The organism is Paenibacillus sp. FSL H7-0735, assembly GCF_038008505.1.
In the GTDB taxonomy this organism is placed as follows: domain Bacteria; phylum Bacillota; class Bacilli; order Paenibacillales; family Paenibacillaceae; genus Paenibacillus_AQ; species Paenibacillus_AQ odorifer.
The window spans coordinates 2,639,405-2,657,397 of the sequence record NZ_JBBOZH010000001.1 but is presented as its reverse complement, the minus strand read 5'-3'; the positions used below and the strand labels follow the sequence as shown (position 1 = coordinate 2,657,397).

The 17,993-nt window shown below is 45.8% G+C and carries 18 protein-coding genes; 4 read left to right on the top strand and 14 right to left on the bottom strand.

What is annotated here, in order from left to right; genetic code table 11:
* The 4 genes from NSS82_RS11885 to hemE all read right to left on the bottom strand — a co-directional run bounded on the left by NSS82_RS11885 (position 1) and on the right by hemE (position 5,054).
* The gene (locus tag NSS82_RS11885) at positions 1–1,398 is read right to left on the bottom strand and encodes a CapA family protein (protein ID WP_076272881.1); all 1,398 of its coding nucleotides are present in this window, start codon (positions 1,396–1,398) and stop codon (positions 1–3) included.
* 162 nt (positions 1,399–1,560) lie between these two features.
* Complete coding sequence (hemG, locus tag NSS82_RS11880; RefSeq protein WP_076272882.1) at positions 1,561–2,985, bottom strand: protoporphyrinogen oxidase; 1,425 nt, start codon at positions 2,983–2,985, stop codon at positions 1,561–1,563.
* The gene (hemH, locus tag NSS82_RS11875) at positions 2,982–3,938 is read right to left on the bottom strand and encodes a ferrochelatase (protein WP_076272883.1); all 957 of its coding nucleotides are present in this window, start codon (positions 3,936–3,938) and stop codon (positions 2,982–2,984) included. The genes hemG and hemH overlap by 4 nt, the downstream gene beginning before the upstream one ends.
* A gap of 54 nt (positions 3,939–3,992) precedes the next feature.
* Positions 3,993–5,054 carry a uroporphyrinogen decarboxylase gene (gene hemE, locus NSS82_RS11870; protein WP_076107462.1) on the bottom strand — a complete coding sequence of 354 codons (1,062 nt, stop codon included), beginning with the start codon at positions 5,052–5,054 and terminating at the stop codon, positions 3,993–3,995.
* Positions 5,055–5,285: 231 nt separating this feature from the next.
* Here hemE and NSS82_RS11865 point away from each other — a divergent pair, with 231 nt between their 5' ends.
* A complete protein-coding gene (locus NSS82_RS11865) occupies positions 5,286–6,506 on the top strand; it encodes an MFS transporter (protein WP_036689232.1) in 1,221 nt (406 codons plus the stop codon).
* A 4-nt stretch (positions 6,507–6,510) separates the two neighbouring features.
* Here NSS82_RS11865 and NSS82_RS11860 read toward each other — a convergent pair whose 3' ends face one another.
* Positions 6,511–7,140 carry an O-methyltransferase gene (locus NSS82_RS11860; protein ID WP_076223263.1) on the bottom strand — a complete coding sequence of 210 codons (630 nt, stop codon included), beginning with the start codon at positions 7,138–7,140 and terminating at the stop codon, positions 6,511–6,513.
* 202 nt (positions 7,141–7,342) lie between these two features.
* Between NSS82_RS11860 and NSS82_RS11855 the strand changes: the two genes are divergently transcribed.
* Both NSS82_RS11855 and NSS82_RS11850 read left to right on the top strand, forming a co-directional pair.
* Positions 7,343–8,482, top strand: coding sequence for a THUMP domain-containing class I SAM-dependent RNA methyltransferase (locus tag NSS82_RS11855; RefSeq protein WP_036689227.1), 1,140 nt, complete (start codon positions 7,343–7,345; stop codon positions 8,480–8,482).
* Between the two features lie 209 nt (positions 8,483–8,691).
* Positions 8,692–10,731, top strand: a complete 2,040-nt coding sequence (locus NSS82_RS11850) for an LTA synthase family protein (protein WP_076098414.1) — start codon at positions 8,692–8,694, stop codon at positions 10,729–10,731.
* A 617-nt stretch (positions 10,732–11,348) separates the two neighbouring features.
* Here the strand turns inward: NSS82_RS11850 and NSS82_RS11845 are convergent.
* From NSS82_RS11845 to NSS82_RS11805, 9 genes are all read right to left on the bottom strand, one after another.
* Complete coding sequence (locus NSS82_RS11845; protein WP_036689224.1) at positions 11,349–11,588, bottom strand: DUF1450 domain-containing protein; 240 nt, start codon at positions 11,586–11,588, stop codon at positions 11,349–11,351.
* Between the two features lie 41 nt (positions 11,589–11,629).
* Positions 11,630–11,932, bottom strand: coding sequence for a HesB/IscA family protein (locus NSS82_RS11840; protein WP_036689223.1), 303 nt, complete (start codon positions 11,930–11,932; stop codon positions 11,630–11,632).
* A 126-nt stretch (positions 11,933–12,058) separates the two neighbouring features.
* Positions 12,059–12,310: a hypothetical protein gene (locus NSS82_RS11835; protein WP_036689222.1), complete on the bottom strand. Its 252-nt coding sequence runs from the start codon at positions 12,308–12,310 to the stop codon at positions 12,059–12,061.
* Positions 12,311–12,420: 110 nt separating this feature from the next.
* Positions 12,421–13,629, bottom strand: coding sequence for a M14 family metallopeptidase (locus NSS82_RS11830; protein WP_076272884.1), 1,209 nt, complete (start codon positions 13,627–13,629; stop codon positions 12,421–12,423).
* A gap of 306 nt (positions 13,630–13,935) precedes the next feature.
* On the bottom strand, positions 13,936–14,742 hold the full coding sequence (gene racE / locus NSS82_RS11825; RefSeq protein WP_076272909.1) for a glutamate racemase: 807 nt from the start codon (positions 14,740–14,742) through the stop codon (positions 13,936–13,938).
* Positions 14,743–14,997: 255 nt separating this feature from the next.
* Positions 14,998–15,477, bottom strand: a complete 480-nt coding sequence (locus NSS82_RS11820) for a YtxH domain-containing protein (protein ID WP_076272885.1) — start codon at positions 15,475–15,477, stop codon at positions 14,998–15,000.
* A 100-nt stretch (positions 15,478–15,577) separates the two neighbouring features.
* Positions 15,578–16,243 carry a helix-turn-helix transcriptional regulator gene (locus tag NSS82_RS11815; protein ID WP_036689218.1) on the bottom strand — a complete coding sequence of 222 codons (666 nt, stop codon included), beginning with the start codon at positions 16,241–16,243 and terminating at the stop codon, positions 15,578–15,580.
* Between the two features lie 58 nt (positions 16,244–16,301).
* Positions 16,302–16,742: a DUF86 domain-containing protein gene (locus NSS82_RS11810; protein ID WP_076272886.1), complete on the bottom strand. Its 441-nt coding sequence runs from the start codon at positions 16,740–16,742 to the stop codon at positions 16,302–16,304.
* A gap of 207 nt (positions 16,743–16,949) precedes the next feature.
* The gene (locus tag NSS82_RS11805; protein WP_076272887.1) at positions 16,950–17,237 is read right to left on the bottom strand and encodes a Dabb family protein; all 288 of its coding nucleotides are present in this window, start codon (positions 17,235–17,237) and stop codon (positions 16,950–16,952) included.
* Between the two features lie 164 nt (positions 17,238–17,401).
* On the opposite strand from NSS82_RS11805, the gene NSS82_RS11800 reads away from it, so the two are divergent.
* On the top strand, positions 17,402–17,986 hold the full coding sequence (locus NSS82_RS11800) for a helix-turn-helix domain-containing protein (protein ID WP_036679391.1): 585 nt from the start codon (positions 17,402–17,404) through the stop codon (positions 17,984–17,986).
* The last annotated feature ends 7 nt before the right edge of the window (positions 17,987–17,993 follow it).

Below are 17,993 nucleotides of genomic sequence, written 5' to 3'. Positions count from 1 at the left end.
CTATTTGGTAACTTGAGTGACTTTACCGTCGCTACCGATCTTTACCCGTCCTGCGGAAAGAGCTTCTACTCTTTTTAACAAAAGTTGTCCATCCACTGCGTTCATCGGCACAGGCTGTGCTAGCTCGGCTTTCATAGGCTTCAGCTTTAAGGAGCATTGACCTTTTACACTACATTCCGCCTGAAAAACCGCAGTTTCCCAAGTGGCAGGCACTGTAGATCTCGTAAAAATAAAATTCCCGGTGCTGTAGGCAATCCATTTGCCCTTGTATGGCTCCACGCCTTGTAGCACGTGTGGATGGCCGCCAATGACAAGATCGGCTCCTGCATCGATAAAGCTATGGCCCAGCGACTGTTGCGTTTTATCATATTGTTCTACCCGTTCTTTACCCCAATGGACAACTACGACCACCAAATCGGCTTTCTTTTTGGCTGCAGCAATAGCCTTCAGTCCTTCTGCGCTATCGTATACGGAGGCAAGTCCCGGCTTATTTTTTCCTGCCATCCAATCCGACGCAGGAATCACCCGGGTGAATCCCAGCAAAGCGATCTTAATGCCCTTACGTTCAAAATATTGCGCCGAATATGCTTCTTTACTGTTAAGCCCCGCACCCACATAAGGAATTCCTCTTTCAGCAAGGTGGTTAAGGGTATCCCGCAAGCCTTGCTCTCCTTGATCAAGCGTGTGATTATTCGCCATATTTACTGCGTCCACACCAGCTGACTTAAGCGCATCCAGAGCGAGTGGTGATCCTTTGAATACAAATTGCTTATTAGTGGCACTTACGCCACCAGTGGTCACTGGAGTTTCCAGATTCAAGATCGTAAGATCATCTTTCTTGAACAGACCCTCCAATGCGGCATACGAATAATCATAACCTTTCTTCTCCAGCAGTTCTCCAGCTTTCCCGGAAAATATAACATCTCCACCAAAATTCAAAGTCACCGTCTTACCAGACGCGTTATCATCTGACGGCAGACCAGACACTGGATCATTATTTGCTGCTTCCGAGCTGTCCTCATCCTTCGCAGGGGTCGCTGTCGCTTCAGGAGCTTGTGTTTCAATGATCTCTTCGGGCTCCTCCAGCGGTGTAGGCGTTGGCTCTGGAGTTGCCGTAGGAGAAGGGCTTGGCGTCTCTGTAGCTTCAGGCGTTGCAACTGCAACCACCGGAGGTGCTGTCTGAGGCTGATCACTACTCTCTGGTATAGGCGTAGCTGTCGCTTCTGCTACCGGAGGCGGTGAGGCGCTTTTCTTGTCAGGGTCATTCGTAAAGCTATAAGTCAATAACACGGTAATCATCAAAAGAAGACCTGCATTGATCCAAGCCCAGGCCGTTCTGCGCTTGCGTTTGCTCTTATGTTTGTTCTTTTGTCTAGAACGCGATCGCGGCGGATACATGGTTTCTGTGATCTCCTCTACTCTCAAATTGTTTTTATTATAGCATATCTATCACAGCACCCTACAAATAAGAGAGTCGATAGAAATAGAAAATTTTACTAACTAAAGAAAAACAGTGAAGCGCCTCATGCTTCGCTTCACTGTTTTATTTAGTCATCGTACTCACATTTCATTCATTAGCTGTTTAGCAACGCTTTCCGCAATAAGCTTGGACTGCTTGATGCAATCCGGCATTGCTATGCCATTAAATCCGGCGCCAATGACATACACACCAGGAAGCGAAGCCGCTAATTCTTTGCGGAATTCGGTAATATTATCAAGATGTCCTATAGGATACTGCGGCATGGAATGCTCTAAGCGGGTGATTTCCGTAAATATTGGATTCGCAGTAATGCCCATGATCTCTCGCAAATCTTTAAGTACAAGCTCCGTCAAAGCCTCATCAGGCAGCTGAACATTCTGTTCATCACCAGAACGACCCACATAACAGCGTAAGAGCACCTTATCATCAGGAGCCGTATGCGACCATTTCGTAGATGTCCATGTGCAGGCAGTAATATTTCGCCCTTCTTTACGAGGCACAAAAAAACCCGATCCATCATATTCGTTAACAATATCCTTTTTGTTAAAAGCCATGACTAGATTCGCTACTGAAACATAATCCACCGCTTCCAGCGCTGTAACATCCATATGGGGACGAAGTAAGTCAGCAGCCGAAAAATTAGGCGCTGTGATATATACATCATCCGCAAGCAACCGTTCACCATTCTCCAGCGCTACCTCATAACGAGAAGAGCTCCCCGCAGTCTGTATAGAAACTACGTTAGACTCCGTCCGTTGTTCTACATCATGCAGCTCATAAATCAGACTATGCACGAGACTTTGCAGCCCTTTGCGGAACGTGAGGAAGGTACTCTGTGTAGTACCTTCCTGTGCCTTTTTATTCTTTCGCCCTGTGCGCATTCCACGAATAAGGCTGCCATACTGTTGTTCTAATTGTCCAAATTGCGGAAAAGTAGCTTGCAGGCTAATTTTTTGTATATCTCCGCCGTACATGCCAGAGAGGAGTGGCTCGGTTAAGTTCTCCAGCACTTCAGACCCTAGACGGCGCTCAATAAGCTCACCAAGCGATTCGTCTTCATCATTACGCCGCGGAGGAAGAATAAAATCCATCATCGCACGTATTTTGCCCCCAAACGAAACTAACCCACTTGATAAAAAAGGTTTCAGTTCGGTAGGGATACCGAGTACAAGACCGGTTGGCAGAGGATTAAGCTTGTCCCGCTGCAAGATATATCGCTTCTTAGCAAGAGGGTTGGAGGATACCAGCTCGTGATCCAATTCCAATTCCTTAGCCAGCTCGCACATCTCCGCCCTTTCCGCTAGAAATGAATCTGGTCCCTTTTCAATCACAAAACCATCGCGATGTAAGGTTTCAATCTTTCCACCGAGGTTTTTCTCTTTCTCAAGCAAGACTATATCAGGCTTAATACCCGCTTCTTTATAAAATTTACGAATATAAAAGGCGGCGCTGAGTCCACTCAGCCCTCCGCCTATGATAACAATTTTTCTTGTGGGGCCAATCATGATTGAGCGGCCTTCATCTGCTCCAGTCGTTTACGAATTACATCGATCAATACAGACATATATGCGGGATCACTATTCAGTGAGTCGATCCGCATAAGACGCATATCAAGCTCCGAAGCTACGGCTGTTGCCTCTATATCGAGATCGTACAGTACCTCTAAATGATCGGATACGAATCCGATAGGGGCCACCAATACGTATTCCACCTGTTCTTTACTAAGCTGTTGCAGCGTGTCCAGAATATCCGGACCGAGCCACGGTTCAGCTGTGCGACCAGCACTTTGCCAAGTAAACTGCCAGTTGGTTACGCCTGCCTGAGCTGCAATTGCTTGCGAAGTTTCCAGCAGTTGATTCCGATATGGATCACCCATAGCCAGAATACGTTCTGGAAGACTATGAGCGCTGAATAATACGCGAATCTCATCACGGGTCGCGCCTGCTTCAATATATTGATCCAGCTTCGCCGACACTCTTTGGCTTAACACATCGATCAATTCAGGATGCATATGGTAACTCTCTACAAAACCCATGTCAATCTTGCATGCATCAGCCTTTTCCTGAGCACGCTTGATGTAGCTCCCCACACTCATACTGGAATAGTGTGGCGCCAAAACAATACCCACTGCTTGAGTAATGCCATCCTTCGCCATAGCCTCAACGCCGTCCTCAATAAAGGGACTGGCATGCTTCAAGCCTTGATAGCAGACAAATTCAACATCTGCTCCCGCTTTATCCGCATTTAATGCTGCTTGTAAAGCTTCTACTTGCCGGTCTGTATTCTCCCGCAGTGGGAATACCCCCCCGACGATTGCTTCATAACGGTCGGTTAACTCTTTAAGCTGCTCCGCTGATGGCGGATTCCCCCGTCTAATATGCGTGTAATAAGCCTTAACATCTTCTAGGCTCTTAGGAGTGCCATACGACATGACGAGAACACCTATTTTTACTGTCACGGATTCCGTCCCCTTTACAATTTAATAGCGTGGAACATATAAATTCTTATATTTTTACGAACGTTGCTTAGCCGTTTTTTGTAATACTTCCTGAGAATAAGTGTGAATATACTCCGTCAATTCTCTAAGTTTATCTAATGAAGCCTCCGGGAATAATCCATGGCCCAGATTGAAGATATAACCTGGCTCAAGCACACCTTCATCGATCAGTGCTTTCGCGCGTTCCTTCAAGAGGTCCATCGGAGCTGTAAGCAAATATGGATCAAGATTTCCTTGAATCGCAAATTTATTGCCTGTTCTGCGTCGGCCTTCAGTCAAGCTAACACGCCAATCCAGCCCGATTACGTCTGCTTGAAGCTTCGTAAGACTTGGCAGCAATTCTCCAGAGCTCACACCAGGAAAGTATATTTTCGGTACATCAAGATCAGATAATTCGGAAAAAATACGAGAAACCGTCGGCAGCACATACGTTTCAAAATCGCGTGGAGCAAGCGCACCAACCCAACTGTCGAACAATTGGAAGGCTTTGCCTCCACTCCGTACATGGCTTCGGAGGTAAGTGATAATCATATCGCCCAGCTTGTCCATCAGCATTTCCCAGACACGGGGTTCACTGTACATTAGCTCTTTCGTACGGATATACCCCTTGGAAGGTCTACCTTCGATCAAATAGCTGGCAATTGTAAACGGCGCGCCTGCAAAAGTAATCAAAGGAACGTCCAGTTCCTTATCCAAAATAGCAATCGTTTCCAAAATGTGGCTAAGATCACCCTCTACATCAATCGGTTTTAGTCTCTCCACATCAGCTGCACTACGGATCGGATTCTCAATTACTGGACCGATATCCTTAACGATATCGAATTTCACTCCGATTGAAGCAACTGGATTCATAATGTCGGAATACAAAATGGCCGCATCCACACCCAGCTTGCGAACGGGCATCATGGTTATTTCCGCTGCCAGCTCAGGCTGCTTGCAGATTTCAAGCAATGAATACTTTTCCTTGATTTTACGGTACTCGGGATCATAACGGCCGGCCTGCCGCATGTACCATACGGGAACGTGCTCCGTGTCCTGCTTTCTACAGGCGCGGATAAAAGTGTCATTGTAGGTCATGATAAGATCTCCATTATATTTTATTAGATTTTTTTAATCGGCATATCTACTATTATGCCCTTTTTAAAAGCTTGTAACAACTAATACGAAGAGTTTGGAATGACAATCCTATGACATTACTATGACATGTGTTGCACACATTAAGCTGCAAAAAATGATATACTGATAAAATGGCATTTTTTCCGTGAATCATATATTCTCTGAAATTCTTTGAAAGGATGTGAAAGCACTATGAAGAAATGGGAGACCTGGAAGGTCAACCTCTTAGTGCTTTGGTTCGGGCAATTTTTGGTGAATGCTGGAATGACAATGATTACACCCTTCCTGACCTTGTACCTTGCGAAGGATCTTGGTGTCCAGGGTGAACATGAAATTGGAATCTGGGCGGGACTTATTTTTGCCGCAAACTTCTTAACCTCTTTCATATTCCAGCCATTATGGGGCAAGCTTGCAGACAAGTATGGCCGTAAGATCATGTTGCTGCGTTCCAGCTTTGGGATGGCTATTGTCATGGTATTAATGGGCTTCGCACAATCCCCTTTACAGCTGCTCCTGCTCCGTCTCTTAAACGGTACAATCTCTGGCTTCAATCCCGCCTCCATCGCACTGGTGTCAGGTACTACCCCCAAAGAACGTATGGGCTTCTCCATGGGATTAATGCAATCAGGATCTGTAGCAGGAACAATTCTAGGGCCACTGATTGGTGGCTTACTTGCCGATTTAATCGGATTTCGGCCGATTTTTTATGTCGTTGGGGCCTTGCTCTTTATCGCCTCTCTCCTGGCATTATTTCTTGTTAAGGAAAAATTCGACCGCGCCGAAGCTGCACAGGAGCCGCAGATTTCTGTACTCGCAGGTTTGAAGGAATTAATCAAAATCCCTCAGCTGCCAGCTCTATTCGGTGTAACCTTTCTGCTGCAATTTGCAATGATTAGTCCTATGGCCTTGTTGCCACTTTATGTAGAAAAATTAAATGGACCCGCCGAGAATATAGCCTTCTTGGCCGGAATGGTCAGTGCCGTTACAGGGATCTCCAATATGCTGGCTTCTCCCTTGCTTGGTAAGCTAAGTGACAAAGTCGGCGCACATCGTATTCTGACCTATGCGTTAATTGGCGCTTCACTATTCCTAATTCCGCAGGCATTCGTAACTAGTGTCTGGCAGCTGATTATAGTCCGTTTCCTAATGGGAGTCTTCATGGGTGGACTGTTGCCCAGCGTTAATGCGCTTATCCGCTCCTATACCCCTGACGGAAAAGAAAGCCGCGCATTCGGCTTCAACAGCAGTACATTGGCGCTAGGCAATATGCTGGGAGCTATCTTGGGCGGCTTTCTATCAGGTTACATCGGAATTGAGGGGCTTTTCATTATATCCGGCTGCTTGCTGCTGGTTAATACGATTTGGGTTCGATTGAAGCTGTACAAAGCAACAACACCACGGTTATTTCGCTAATCAGCTATTTGACCATCGCTAGTGCCAGTCCATCATAGGCAGGCAGACATGTACTGATAAGACGTTCATCCGTGGCGATCATCTCATTGAAGTGGCGCACAGCCAGGATGGCAGGACCATTTCTATCTGTATTTAAGGTCCGTCCACGGAGAAAAATATTATCGCCCGCAATGATCGCTCCTGGATTGGCCAGCTTGATGGCATATTCCAAGTAGTTAGTGTAGTTCAACTTATCTGCGTCAATGAAAAAGAAATCGAACCTAGCGCCCTCTGCTTCCAGTGCCTTCAGGCTGTCCATTGCGGGTCCTATTTTATACTCCGTAGTATCGCCGAAGCCTGCCAGCTCTAAATTACGTCGGGCAAGCTCGGCATAGTCGGCTCTCAGCTCTAGCGAAGTCAGTGTGCCACCTTCAGAGAAACCGCGGGACAAGCAAATTCCGCTGTAACCGCCAAGTGCGCCAATTTCCAAAATACGCTTAGAGCGAGACAGTCTAACTAGCATGGTGAGCAGTCTTCCGTACCCCGGCTCGACAGACACCGGCGGCATGCCTGCTTGGACGATTGCTTCTTTTACTTGAAGCAGAATTTCGTCCTCTGTATAAAGTTGTTCACTGTATTCTTCTTGCGTAAGCATAAAGATTCTCCTTTGAGGATCCCCCGTTTGCTCATAGTAAGGGATGACGGGGAACATTTTATAATTTATGGAATGCCGGGCATTGTGAAGTGTCCCACATTCCCCTATACTTGTATGGATGCTTTAAAGGACGACAATGTCGTCTCTTCTTATTGTACTGGCTTTTTGTATTTATCTACAAGTTAAACGGAGTTGAGAGTATTTGAGCAAATTACAATTAATCGCTACTGCCCCTATGGGTTTAGAAGCTGTGGTAGCGCGCGAATTAAACGAACTGGGTTATGAGACCAAGGTCGAGAACGGACGAGTATTATTCAGCGGTGATTACATCGATATCTGTCGCTGTAACTTGTGGCTGCGTACATCTGACCGCGTATTGGTTAAAATGGGCCAATTCCCTGCTAAAACCTTTGACGAGTTATTCGAAGGGGTTAAAGCTTTGCCTTGGGAAGACTGGATTCCAGAGAATGGAGAATTCCCGGTTGAAGGACGGTCCCATAAATCACAACTAACGAGTGTACCCGCTTGCCAAGGGATTGTCAAAAAAGCAATCGTGGAGAAGCTGAAGCTTTCGTATCATACAGACTGGTTCCCAGAGAACGGTCCTCGATATGTGATCGAAGTGATTTTATTAAATGACATCGCTTTGATCACATTAGATACCACAGGACCCGCGCTTCACAAACGTGGTTACCGCAGACATGCAACAGAGGCTCCACTGAAGGAAACAATGGCTGCTGCACTAATCCAGCTTAGCCGCTGGAATGGCCATCGGCCGCTGTTCGATCCATGTTGTGGTTCGGGAACACTGTTAATTGAAGCCGCCATGATCGCTTGGAATATTGCTCCAGGACTACGCCGCTCATTTCCATCTGAACATTGGCCAGTCATTCCGAAACATCTTTGGGAAGAGGCTCGCGAAGAAGCTTTCGATGCTGTGCGCGACGATTATCCTTTGCAATTAACGGGTACGGACATCGATCCAGAAGCAATTGAAATTGCTGAAGCCGCCGCCAAGAGTGCTGGACTGTCCGGAGAAATCACCTTCAAAGTGATGGCTGCCGCCAAAGCAAGACCTGAAGGAGAATATGGTTGTATCATCACCAACCCTCCATATGGTGAACGGATCAGTAATGACAAAGAAGTGGAGAAGCTGACCCGCCAGTTTGGTGAAATGATGATATATCTGCCAACATGGTCATTTTTTGCGATTAGCCCTTACAAGGAATTCGAACAATTTTACGGTCGTAAGGCAGACAAACGCCGCAAACTGTATAACGGACGTATCGAGTGTCAATATTATCAATACTTGGGTCCACTTCCACCTAGAAATCCGAAATAATTAGGATCACCATTGGTTTGAATGCAGAACGGACATCTACCTCGTATCGTATGAGGAGGGTGTCCGTTTTTCTCCGAGTATAAGACAGTTTTAGTTTAACACCCATCCTTTACGCTCTTATATTTCTAAGAGAAACGTTTGTCATCTAAAAAAGACAACAACGTTGTTTCTTCTCGTTTTATTTATTTTCTGTGCTAGGAGGCTTCAAAATGTCAGTTTTTCCATCAAGTCGGAGCAGCACAACCGTAACAAGTACAATAGCTGCTGTGATTCGCTCCCGATATATCGGTTATCTCCTTTTTCTTGGCATCATGCTGGCCAAGTTATTATTTCTGCATAGTGGGCTGCATGCTCCCAATATAGATATGAACCGGCAGGACAAATGGATTGCTGTAGGTTCAGTCATGTTATTGTCTTTTTGGACCCTGTGGCTTCCCCGCCGGGGACAGACGATAACGTTGTTAAGTATAAACTTGCTTCTGACGCTGCTTATTTATTCGGATATCGTCTACTATCGTTATTTTAAGGATTTTATCACGGTACCCGTATTGTTTCAGGCTGGACAGATGGATGCGCTTGGTGGAAGTATCTTCGCCCTACTGCGTCCTTCCGATCTTTATTTGTTCGCTGACTGGCTATTTCTTATTGCATACGGAATCGGCGTAGGATTATACCGCCGCAAATCCCATACATACTTGTCTAATGCCGTCCCTCGCCGTTATGGGCAATCTCACTCTTATTCTCAAACCGGTTATTCCCGCCGCTCTTCACGCCTAAGCAGGACGCTAAAAAGAAGCGTGAATGGGATCGTTGCTCTGGTGCTAGGTTGCGTGCTGACCTTTGGACCTATCCACACCTACGCTACTACCTGGGCTAAAGATCTATTCACTGGCAACTGGTGGAGTCTCGCCATGTATAACGTAACCGGACTAATCGGTTTTCACGGTTATGATATTTACTTATATGCTAAAGATCATCTTGGTCCGCAGCCTGAGCTTTCACAAGAAGAAGCCACCTCGATGCAGCTCTGGTTCAATGAACAAAACACTGAGCAAAGTGCCAATAATGACAGCTTTGGAAAATACAGCGGAAGCAACATTGTTGTTATTCAAGCTGAAGCTTTTATGAACTTTGTAGTTGGACGCTCAATATCCGGCCAGGAGATCACGCCTAATCTGAACGCTCTAATCAAAGAAAACACCTATTTCAGCAATTACTACCATCAGACCTCACAAGGCCGAACTTCCGATGCGGATTTCACGTCCAACGCTTCCCTGTACCCGCTGGTCTCCGGCTCGGTATTTGTCCGTTACCCGGATCATCAGTTTGACACGCTGCCTGCTATTTTGAAATCAAAGGGCTACAGTACCAATGCTTTTCATGCGTACGAAGGTAGCTTCTGGAATCGGCAGATTATGTATAACGCGATGGGTTATGACCATTTTTATAACAAAAAAGACTATACAATAGACGAACCTCTAGGCTGGTCTCTGGGTGACAATTCTTTTTTGCGGCAATCCCTCGATATTATGGACACTTCAGAAACGATACAGCAGCCCTTTTATTCATTTTTGACTACACTATCCAGCCATCATCCTTATTCTCTCCCTGCAGATAAACAAGGGCTTGATACTGGAGAGTTCAAGGGCACGATCTTCGGAGATTATTTGCAGGCTGTTCACTATACGGATGAAGCTTTAGGGGAAATGGTTAAAGAGATGAAGCAGCGTGGGCTGTGGGATAATACCATTGTTGCTTTCTATGGAGATCATGATAATTCGATCCAGGAGATCGCTTATTACGAACAATTTCTCGGCAAAAGCCTTAGCGCACTCGATATGCAGCAAATAATGCATCAGGTTCCCTTGCTCATTCATCTTCCAGGCTCTAACGCCTCTGTCCTAGATTCAGCTCCAGCTGGTCAGTTGGATCTTACACCTTCCTTGCTCCATTTGCTGGGGATCTCACGTGATCCTTATTATCTCATGGGCAATAATCTGTTTAGCGGGCATGAGCGTCTTGTAACGCTGCGATCCGGCGCCTATGCCGATGCAAAGCTGTCTTATCTCCCCAGCGAGAATGGGCAATTTGCCAGTGGAACCTGTTATAGTCTCGAAAGCCGCGAAGCCGTGGACGTAGGGGAGTGCAGCATCGGGTATGAGACCAGCAAGCTCCGCCTACAGATCTCCGACGATATCATGAAATATGATGGAATCAAAAAGCTTAAGAATACACAATCTGCACCTTAAGCTTATATCCCGGTAAATGAAGAGACTGTCCACAAAACTATCGAAAAAGGCTGCTGCGACATCCTTTGTATTTTGGACATTTACTCCTTGATCGTTGTTGGAAGCACGTTGGGTTTTCCGACTTAGATACGCGAAGTATCTCACTAACGGACACAGCTGACCCTAAACGCAGTATTATCCGAGATTTGGAATGCTAACGGACTCCAGAGCAGCTATTAGCCTGAAAAACGCCGATATGAGCCTCTTTTTAGGGAATAGCGTCACTGGGGTCCGAAATCTTGCTTTAAAGGTTAAAAACAGGCAAATAACGTCATCTGAGTCCGTAACCCCTGTGAGATGAGGAGATGAGGAGACGGTGGGATGATGAGATGGTGAGATGATGGGACGATGGGTCGATGAGATGATGAGATGGTGAGATGATGGGACAATGGGTCGATGAGATGAGGAGACGGAGAAATGATGGGATGATGGACACGATTGAAGTAAGCCACCAATGACCAGAAAACACAGAGCAGCGATCCTCCAAATAACAGGAGAATCGCTGCTCTGTTTACTTTTACTTATTCTGAGAATGAAGAGGGATCGACCCTATTATCTTAGTTGATAAGAACTCAGTATTATTTCTGAACGGAGGGCTGTTTGATAAAAGCTTCTGCTTTCTTCAACACTTCATCCTCCGTTGGAGCACTCACATAACGACCATTCACATAAACAAAAGCCCGTTTGCCACATGGACCGCAGTACGACTTGCAGCCGACCTTGATCTCGGCATCAGGTGCCATTTTTTGCAGCTTAGGGATAATACTTTTCAACTTCATGAAATTACATTCATCGCACACTTGTATTTCGTTAGCCATGGAGCAACCCTTCTTTGTGTTCGAAATTTACAGGCGAGTGTTTAGTGATCGCCGTGATTACCTTTAGAGGGATTCGTAATGACAAAACCTTCTTGTGGAAGATACAAATAATCAACGACCACACCATCAAGGAGTGGTTGGCTCGGATCAAGAATAACATCGATTTCCTTATCTGTCGACACTACAACATCGTTCTCTTTAGGCGTGTCCAAGTCCAGTCCGTAGTGAGCATGATCACCGTGTGCATGTGTAATTGCTACGCGCAGCTTCAACTCGCTGTTTCCTTCAAGCTCCATTTGTTTCTTTATCACTTTAGCCGCATTGCGGGTAATTTTGACCTTCATCTATATTCCATCTCCTAGTCCGAAAATTAAATACTCAATTACTTATTTTAAAGGTAAATGACATCTAAAAGCAACTATATTAGCTAATTAGCTCTGAAGTTCTTGTCGAAAATGTGTGGTGCGATCCTATTCACCCTGCTGAAGTGTAGGATATTTCCGCCCCATTCGTGACACGAACCAGCCCATTAGCAGCATGGTCACTCCAATATCATCGATCGGAATAAATGGCATGAAGTCCGGCAAGACCCAATAGAGCAGTACTGGAATTGTAAATAACAGCTTGTCCCCCATTGCTACTTTAGGGGAGCGGATGTATTGCCAGGAGCTACTGAAGATATGGGACCATTGTTTTAGTGACAGTATTTTTTTCAGTTTCATGGTGACCCTCCTCCCAAGTAAAAAGGATACAGCCGCGGATAACGTGTAGTGACGACAGCGGCCATACCCCATGTTTTATTTTACGCAAGTTTACTGCAAATGTTTCATAATTATTTCACATTAGAAAGGAGCGTTGCCAATATAAGTCCTGTTTCCAAGGCCATATCTTCAAAATCTGCTAGTGGCAGCGGATTTTTGCCGATCCCCAGCTCCACCGTAAATCCAGGTTTGCGGAAGGTCTGAATAAACCAATCCTTATATCCGGCATCACTTCCAGTCAGCTCCACTGCCCGGTAACTGCTCGCAACTGCCAGCTGCGCGGCTAATTCACGGCTCTCGGGAGGTTCATACCCCCGGTAGTTCCAATAAATCTCTCCTCCTTGGCTATGCAGAGACACTGCAGCTTCGCCAGGCGCTGCCTCAGCCAGGGCAGCCAGAGCGGCTGCTTCTGGCTCACTCAGCGGCTCAGGGCCGCTGTAATCCCGCGGTGAGGGCTGCCTTACTCCCCGACGTTCCCGCTCCTCTTCCCAATGAGCGGGAAATTGATCCCCAAGATCCACACCGCGGATGTTAGCTTTCCAATGCCGGAAGCTTCTTCGTCCACCATTCCATTTCATGAGGTCATCATAAAACGGATGGTCTGGCAAAACCCCTTCCTGAACCAGCTCCACGCCATCTGGATTAGCCATAGGCACGACCCATAATGTCCAGTTTTGGAACCAAACCTCAGGATTGTGTCCATTCCATTCCAAGCCTTCAGCATAAGCTGCTGCATACTCCTCTATGAAGGACATCAAGCATGGCGAAGTCAGCCATTCATTGGCATGCAAAGCGGCGTTAACATGCAGATGACGAGTGCCATTCCCGATCTTGAGTACATGGAGCGGCTTGCCGAGCACGCTCGTGCCTATTGTGGCTGCTTGTATAAACGGGTATTGGACAAGCAAGCTGTCAATGTCACTCTCAACCTCAGCCGGACCGTACTCCCCGCGCAGAAACACCACGCGGTCTGGAATCGGGGGTGGAATGACAAGAATTTTTCCAGGTGTACAGCAGCGCCCTGAGGTCACACCAGGATTCAGCTTCTCCAAATCCTCTAAATTCACCTTAAATAATGAGGTTATCCGTTCTGGAGTGTCCCCTTCCTGCACAGCATACCTTTTACGCGGCGAAGATGGCAGAAATAAAACCTGACCTGGGTATAAATAAGATTGTCTCCCAACCCATGGATTACCTTGAATAACATGCTCAGGAGTTAATCCATGTAGAGCGGCAATTCGGCTTACGGTATCTCCCCTGTTTGCAATATATTGTCGCATTAGGTCTCATCCTCTCGGCCTTAAATTGCTGATACAGCAATACAAAAACAGCGGCATACAGCACTTAACTCTATTGTATGCAAGCGCCACTACCCGGCATGAAGGAGAAATGAATCACAAGAAAAAACAACGTCATCGCCCTTTATAGATGGCAACCGTTTCTCATGAAAAATAAGGATATTACAGTTCCGCAGCATATAAGTGCTTATATTTCAAAAAAACAGACTGGGAAATGTGCTTTCCCAGTCTGTTTTTCTTTTACACTCCCATGGAGTTTGTCCCTATTCAATTCAACATTGCTCCTGCTTATAACGTGGATACTTGCCACACTACTGGGGTGCGTCTAATTTGTTCTCCAAGCCAGTCTCGCGCGATGCTTTGAAACATCTCAGCATCACCGCTGCAGAAAAACTGGTGAATTGGACTTTCATCCCCGATGGACAGCTTGCCTTTATCATATAAAATTGTGCTGATCTCACGAGCGGTCTCATCTGCAGAACTGATCAGCTTGACTCCCGATCCCATAGTCTCACCAATGGGTTCTACAAGAAATGGATAATGAGTGCATCCTAAAATTAAAGTATCGATGTTAGTGTCTTTAATGCCTTCTAGTGCCTCTTCTACGATATCGTAACTTTTCTCTGAGCGGAACTTGCCTTGCTCGACGAGTGGGACAAGCGCTGGACAGGCTTGACTTACAACCTCAACAAAAGGGGACAACTGCTTTAATGCGTTAGTATAAGCTCCGCTGTTGATAGTTCCTATCGTACCGATCACGCCGACATGTCCGCTTTTGGTTGCGCTAATTGCTGCGCGGGCTCCGGGATGAATCACCCCAATTACAGGGATGGAGACCTTAGCTGAGATATAATCGAGTGCCGCAGCTGTTGCGGTATTACAAGCGATAACGATCATTTTAGGATTAAACTGGATCAAATAATCTACAATTTGTTCAGTAAACAGTTGTACTTCCTCGGTCGAACGGGGTCCGTACGGAGCTCGGGCAGTATCTCCGAAATAAATGATCTTCTCCCGCGGGAGTTGCCTCATCACTTCTTTGACAACTGTTAACCCTCCCACACCTGAGTCTAATATTGCTATAGCTTGCTGCACGAACACACCGCTTCCTTCTACTTGTTTTGTGTAGCTTATGTAAGGTGAAAACAAAATGTACCTGGCTTTCAGCCCCAATTGCAGATATTACTCCTTTTGCCCTCTGAGTTCAAGACTAGTCTTCTTCCATCATTTAACAAGCGGGTGCAAACTAATTAAAAAAGCCACCCTCCGCCCAATGCGAAAAAGCGGCTCTATTATAAGAGAATGAGTACTCTTTTACCACTGAAACAGAGGATTTAAACCACGGTTCCATTATAGAATTTCTTTATTAACCTTGTCATCTTGAACGACTTCTTCAAGGGTGGCTTCTTCACTTACATCTTCACTTATAGTGGCCTCAACCAACTCAGTTTCCACTTCCAAAGTGGCAGCAGCCTCTTCAACAGCTTCTACAGCGTCAACTGCTTCTACAGCTTCTTCTGTAGCGATGCCGCTGACAGTTACTGTGATTTTTTCTTCTTCATCAACAGCATTCGCACATGATTTGCTCCATTCCCGAACTTCATGTACTACATGCCCAATCGAATCTTTTGCCTTGTCATAAATCTCAATGCTCTTATCTCCCGCTTGAACGGCAAGTTCTTGAACCTTTTCAATACCAGCGGTAGTTCCTTCTGCAATATCCTTGCGCAGCTCTTTACCTGGTTTAGGCGCGAACAGCAATGCTGTCACCGATCCAACCACACTGCCGACTAAAGCGCCCCATAATAAACCTTTGGTGTCCTTTTTCATCGTTTCATCTCTCCTTTAAATTCATTGCTCCCCGCTCTACCGGGCTAATGCCTATATCTGCTATATCATAAGCAGCAGGGGATTGTCTTGTGACTAATTATTATAACTTTTCAGAAGTTTTGTCTGTAACATTTTTGGGTACGATAGCGTAGCGGCAGCAATGGCCGCCCTCTGCCATACATTCATTACGTGTTACCTTAGCATCCAGCAGTTCTTCGAAAAGACTATGCTCACATTGGCAAGCCTTACGATACTGGGTAGCCACTTGGCGAATCGGGCAATTGTACTCCCTTATGACATATGAGCCATCCTCTTCACGGTTCCATTCTGCCATATATCCACCGGCATTTTGGATAGAAGATAATTCGGCGACGCGTTCTTCCAAATTGCGCCGTTCCATCATCGGAGCATACTGAGCGAGCATCCGGCGGCGGCGGCCTTCAAATAATGTATTAACAGCATCCAGTCCACTGCCGTAATCCAATTCACGCAGAAGCTCCAAAGCCAAGTTGTGATAACTTTTTGGAAAATATTCTTCGGCTCTCTCCGTTAATGAGTACATATGTAAAGGCCGCCCCATCGCTTGCCGGACCACTTTTGTCTTTGCAAGCCCTTCTTGCTCCAGCTGAAGCACATGACGACGGACACCCATCTCTGTAATTCCCAATTCTTCTGCCAGCGCGCCGATGGTCAGTGTTCCTTTCGTCTTCAGGAGCGTCATAATCATTTGTCTTGTCGATCCGCTTTCCTGCCCCATCTTCATCATAAAGGAACCCCTCTCTTTCACGGCTATCGCCTATTCTATGTGATTCTATCCTATGCTATTATAGCGGTACACTGGCTCCAAGCTCCTGGTCCAAATATTTCCGTACCTCAACGGCAAACTGCTCAAGCACTTCCGAAAGAATGGGGGTAAGTGGATGCAGATCACCTCTCTCCCAGGCATAATAATCCTGAACGAGTGGCTTACGCAGAGCAACTAATTCTATCAATCTCTCATAAATCTCACTTTGACCTAGCACTTTCTCTTCATGAATAATAGAAATTATATCCTCATAACTTCCAGCATCACGCATAATAAACCCGTCAATGAGACAGCTACCAACGTCTGTTACAACCTCTATTGCCAGATGGAGGCTGCGTTCCTGTATTAGTCCGGTTAGTGTTGTACCCTCCCAGGAAGCTGCTACAGTCCGAAGACCAGCGGTAATATCAGGGATTTGAGCTAGAATGGTTTCGATTTGATTGCGGTTGACATAATACACAGCAATACCCCCATATCGATAATAGTTAGAGAATCGTCCTAATCTCTACTTACCGCGTTTGCCACGGCGTTTCAGCCAGAAGAACATTACGAAACATGCTCCGAGAAAAACGATTAAATAAGTTAACGCTTCCATTGGATACTCAAGCTCACGCATTCCTGTCACCGCTTCCGGTATAAAATGATGATACTATATTCAAGCAGCAGCTTAAATTTCGTAATCTACAGCAATTGAGAGCTCTTTGACTTCATTAATGTGAGCAATAACTTCTTTATGAGCCGGATGAACCTGATACGCCTGTAAATCCTCTAGAGAAGCCACTTCTGTGACTAGAGCAATATCAAAGGAACGATCGGAATGAATGATGTCAGCACCCACCTCGATGGAGAGAAGCTGCGGAATCTTGCCTTCCATATTACGCAATATCGCTACCGTTGCCGCTACGCTTTCTTCGGACCGATCTTTTAATTTGAAAAACACAATATGTTTGATCATTCTATATCGCTCCCTAATGTAATATTGTAATTAGATATTAAAAATATATCATAAGCGTAGCTGTTCTGAAAGAAACTTAAACAGTGTTGTCAGAAATAGCAGCATTAACCATTGCCGATATACCAGAAAGTGTTGTAGTATATTTTTAAAAAATCGGAGGAATTATGCCTAATAACCAACAAGAAACTCATAATATCCAGGCGTGGTCTCTGATCAATCGCAAATACCTTGGACAAGGCGTTCGAGTCAAAAGATTTCGCCGTCCAAAGCGCAGCCAGATTAGAAACCGTGTGCTGCTTGCTGTATTGATGGCTAAGGATATCAAGCTGTCACGACTCGCAGAAGAGCTTGGTATATCCTCACGCAGTGTAAGCGCTTGGGTATACGAAGGTCGTATCCCTTCCAACAATAACATTGACAAGACCTGCCGCCTATTGGGGTACCCACCCCACATTCTGTTCAATGAAGCATTGATTCGTCAAAGCCCCATTGTATGTCAGCCTACACCCTCACGATTTATGAAAAGAAGTATTACCAGTTCACCGCGCAGCAATGTTATCCTGACCGGACTTTGTATGGTTTACGATTTCTCAGTAACGGATGTAAGTATCTGGATAGGCGTCCATCCTGGAACATTTCGAAAATGGCTCCACAACAGCCATCTGCCGACCCCTGCTCTGCAGGAAAAAGCCGAAGCTTTCTTCCGGATTCCACGCCATATTCTATTTGCAGACTGCGGAACGCTCTAATACAATC

What these genes read in the sequence shown, in the direction of transcription:
- NSS82_RS11885 (WP_076272881.1), bottom strand. Translation starts at nt 1,398, where the DNA reads ATGTATCCGCCGCGATCGCGTTCTAGACAAAAGAACAAACATAAGAGC.
- hemG (WP_076272882.1), bottom strand. Translation starts at nt 2,985, where the DNA reads ATGATTGGCCCCACAAGAAAAATTGTTATCATAGGCGGAGGGCTGAGT.
- hemE (WP_076107462.1), bottom strand. Translation starts at nt 5,054, where the DNA reads ATGACCTACAATGACACTTTTATCCGCGCCTGTAGAAAGCAGGACACG.
- NSS82_RS11865 (WP_036689232.1), top strand. Translation starts at nt 5,286, where the DNA reads ATGAAGAAATGGGAGACCTGGAAGGTCAACCTCTTAGTGCTTTGGTTC.
- NSS82_RS11860 (WP_076223263.1), bottom strand. Translation starts at nt 7,140, where the DNA reads ATGCTTACGCAAGAAGAATACAGTGAACAACTTTATACAGAGGACGAA.
- NSS82_RS11850 (WP_076098414.1), top strand. Translation starts at nt 8,692, where the DNA reads ATGTCAGTTTTTCCATCAAGTCGGAGCAGCACAACCGTAACAAGTACA.
- NSS82_RS11845 (WP_036689224.1), bottom strand. Translation starts at nt 11,588, where the DNA reads ATGGCTAACGAAATACAAGTGTGCGATGAATGTAATTTCATGAAGTTG.
- NSS82_RS11840 (WP_036689223.1), bottom strand. Translation starts at nt 11,932, where the DNA reads ATGAAGGTCAAAATTACCCGCAATGCGGCTAAAGTGATAAAGAAACAA.
- NSS82_RS11835 (WP_036689222.1), bottom strand. Translation starts at nt 12,310, where the DNA reads ATGAAACTGAAAAAAATACTGTCACTAAAACAATGGTCCCATATCTTC.
- NSS82_RS11830 (WP_076272884.1), bottom strand. Translation starts at nt 13,629, where the DNA reads ATGCGACAATATATTGCAAACAGGGGAGATACCGTAAGCCGAATTGCC.
- NSS82_RS11820 (WP_076272885.1), bottom strand. Translation starts at nt 15,477, where the DNA reads ATGAAAAAGGACACCAAAGGTTTATTATGGGGCGCTTTAGTCGGCAGT.
- NSS82_RS11815 (WP_036689218.1), bottom strand. Translation starts at nt 16,243, where the DNA reads ATGATGAAGATGGGGCAGGAAAGCGGATCGACAAGACAAATGATTATG.
- NSS82_RS11805 (WP_076272887.1), bottom strand. Translation starts at nt 17,237, where the DNA reads ATGATCAAACATATTGTGTTTTTCAAATTAAAAGATCGGTCCGAAGAA.
- NSS82_RS11800 (WP_036679391.1), top strand. Translation starts at nt 17,402, where the DNA reads ATGCCTAATAACCAACAAGAAACTCATAATATCCAGGCGTGGTCTCTG.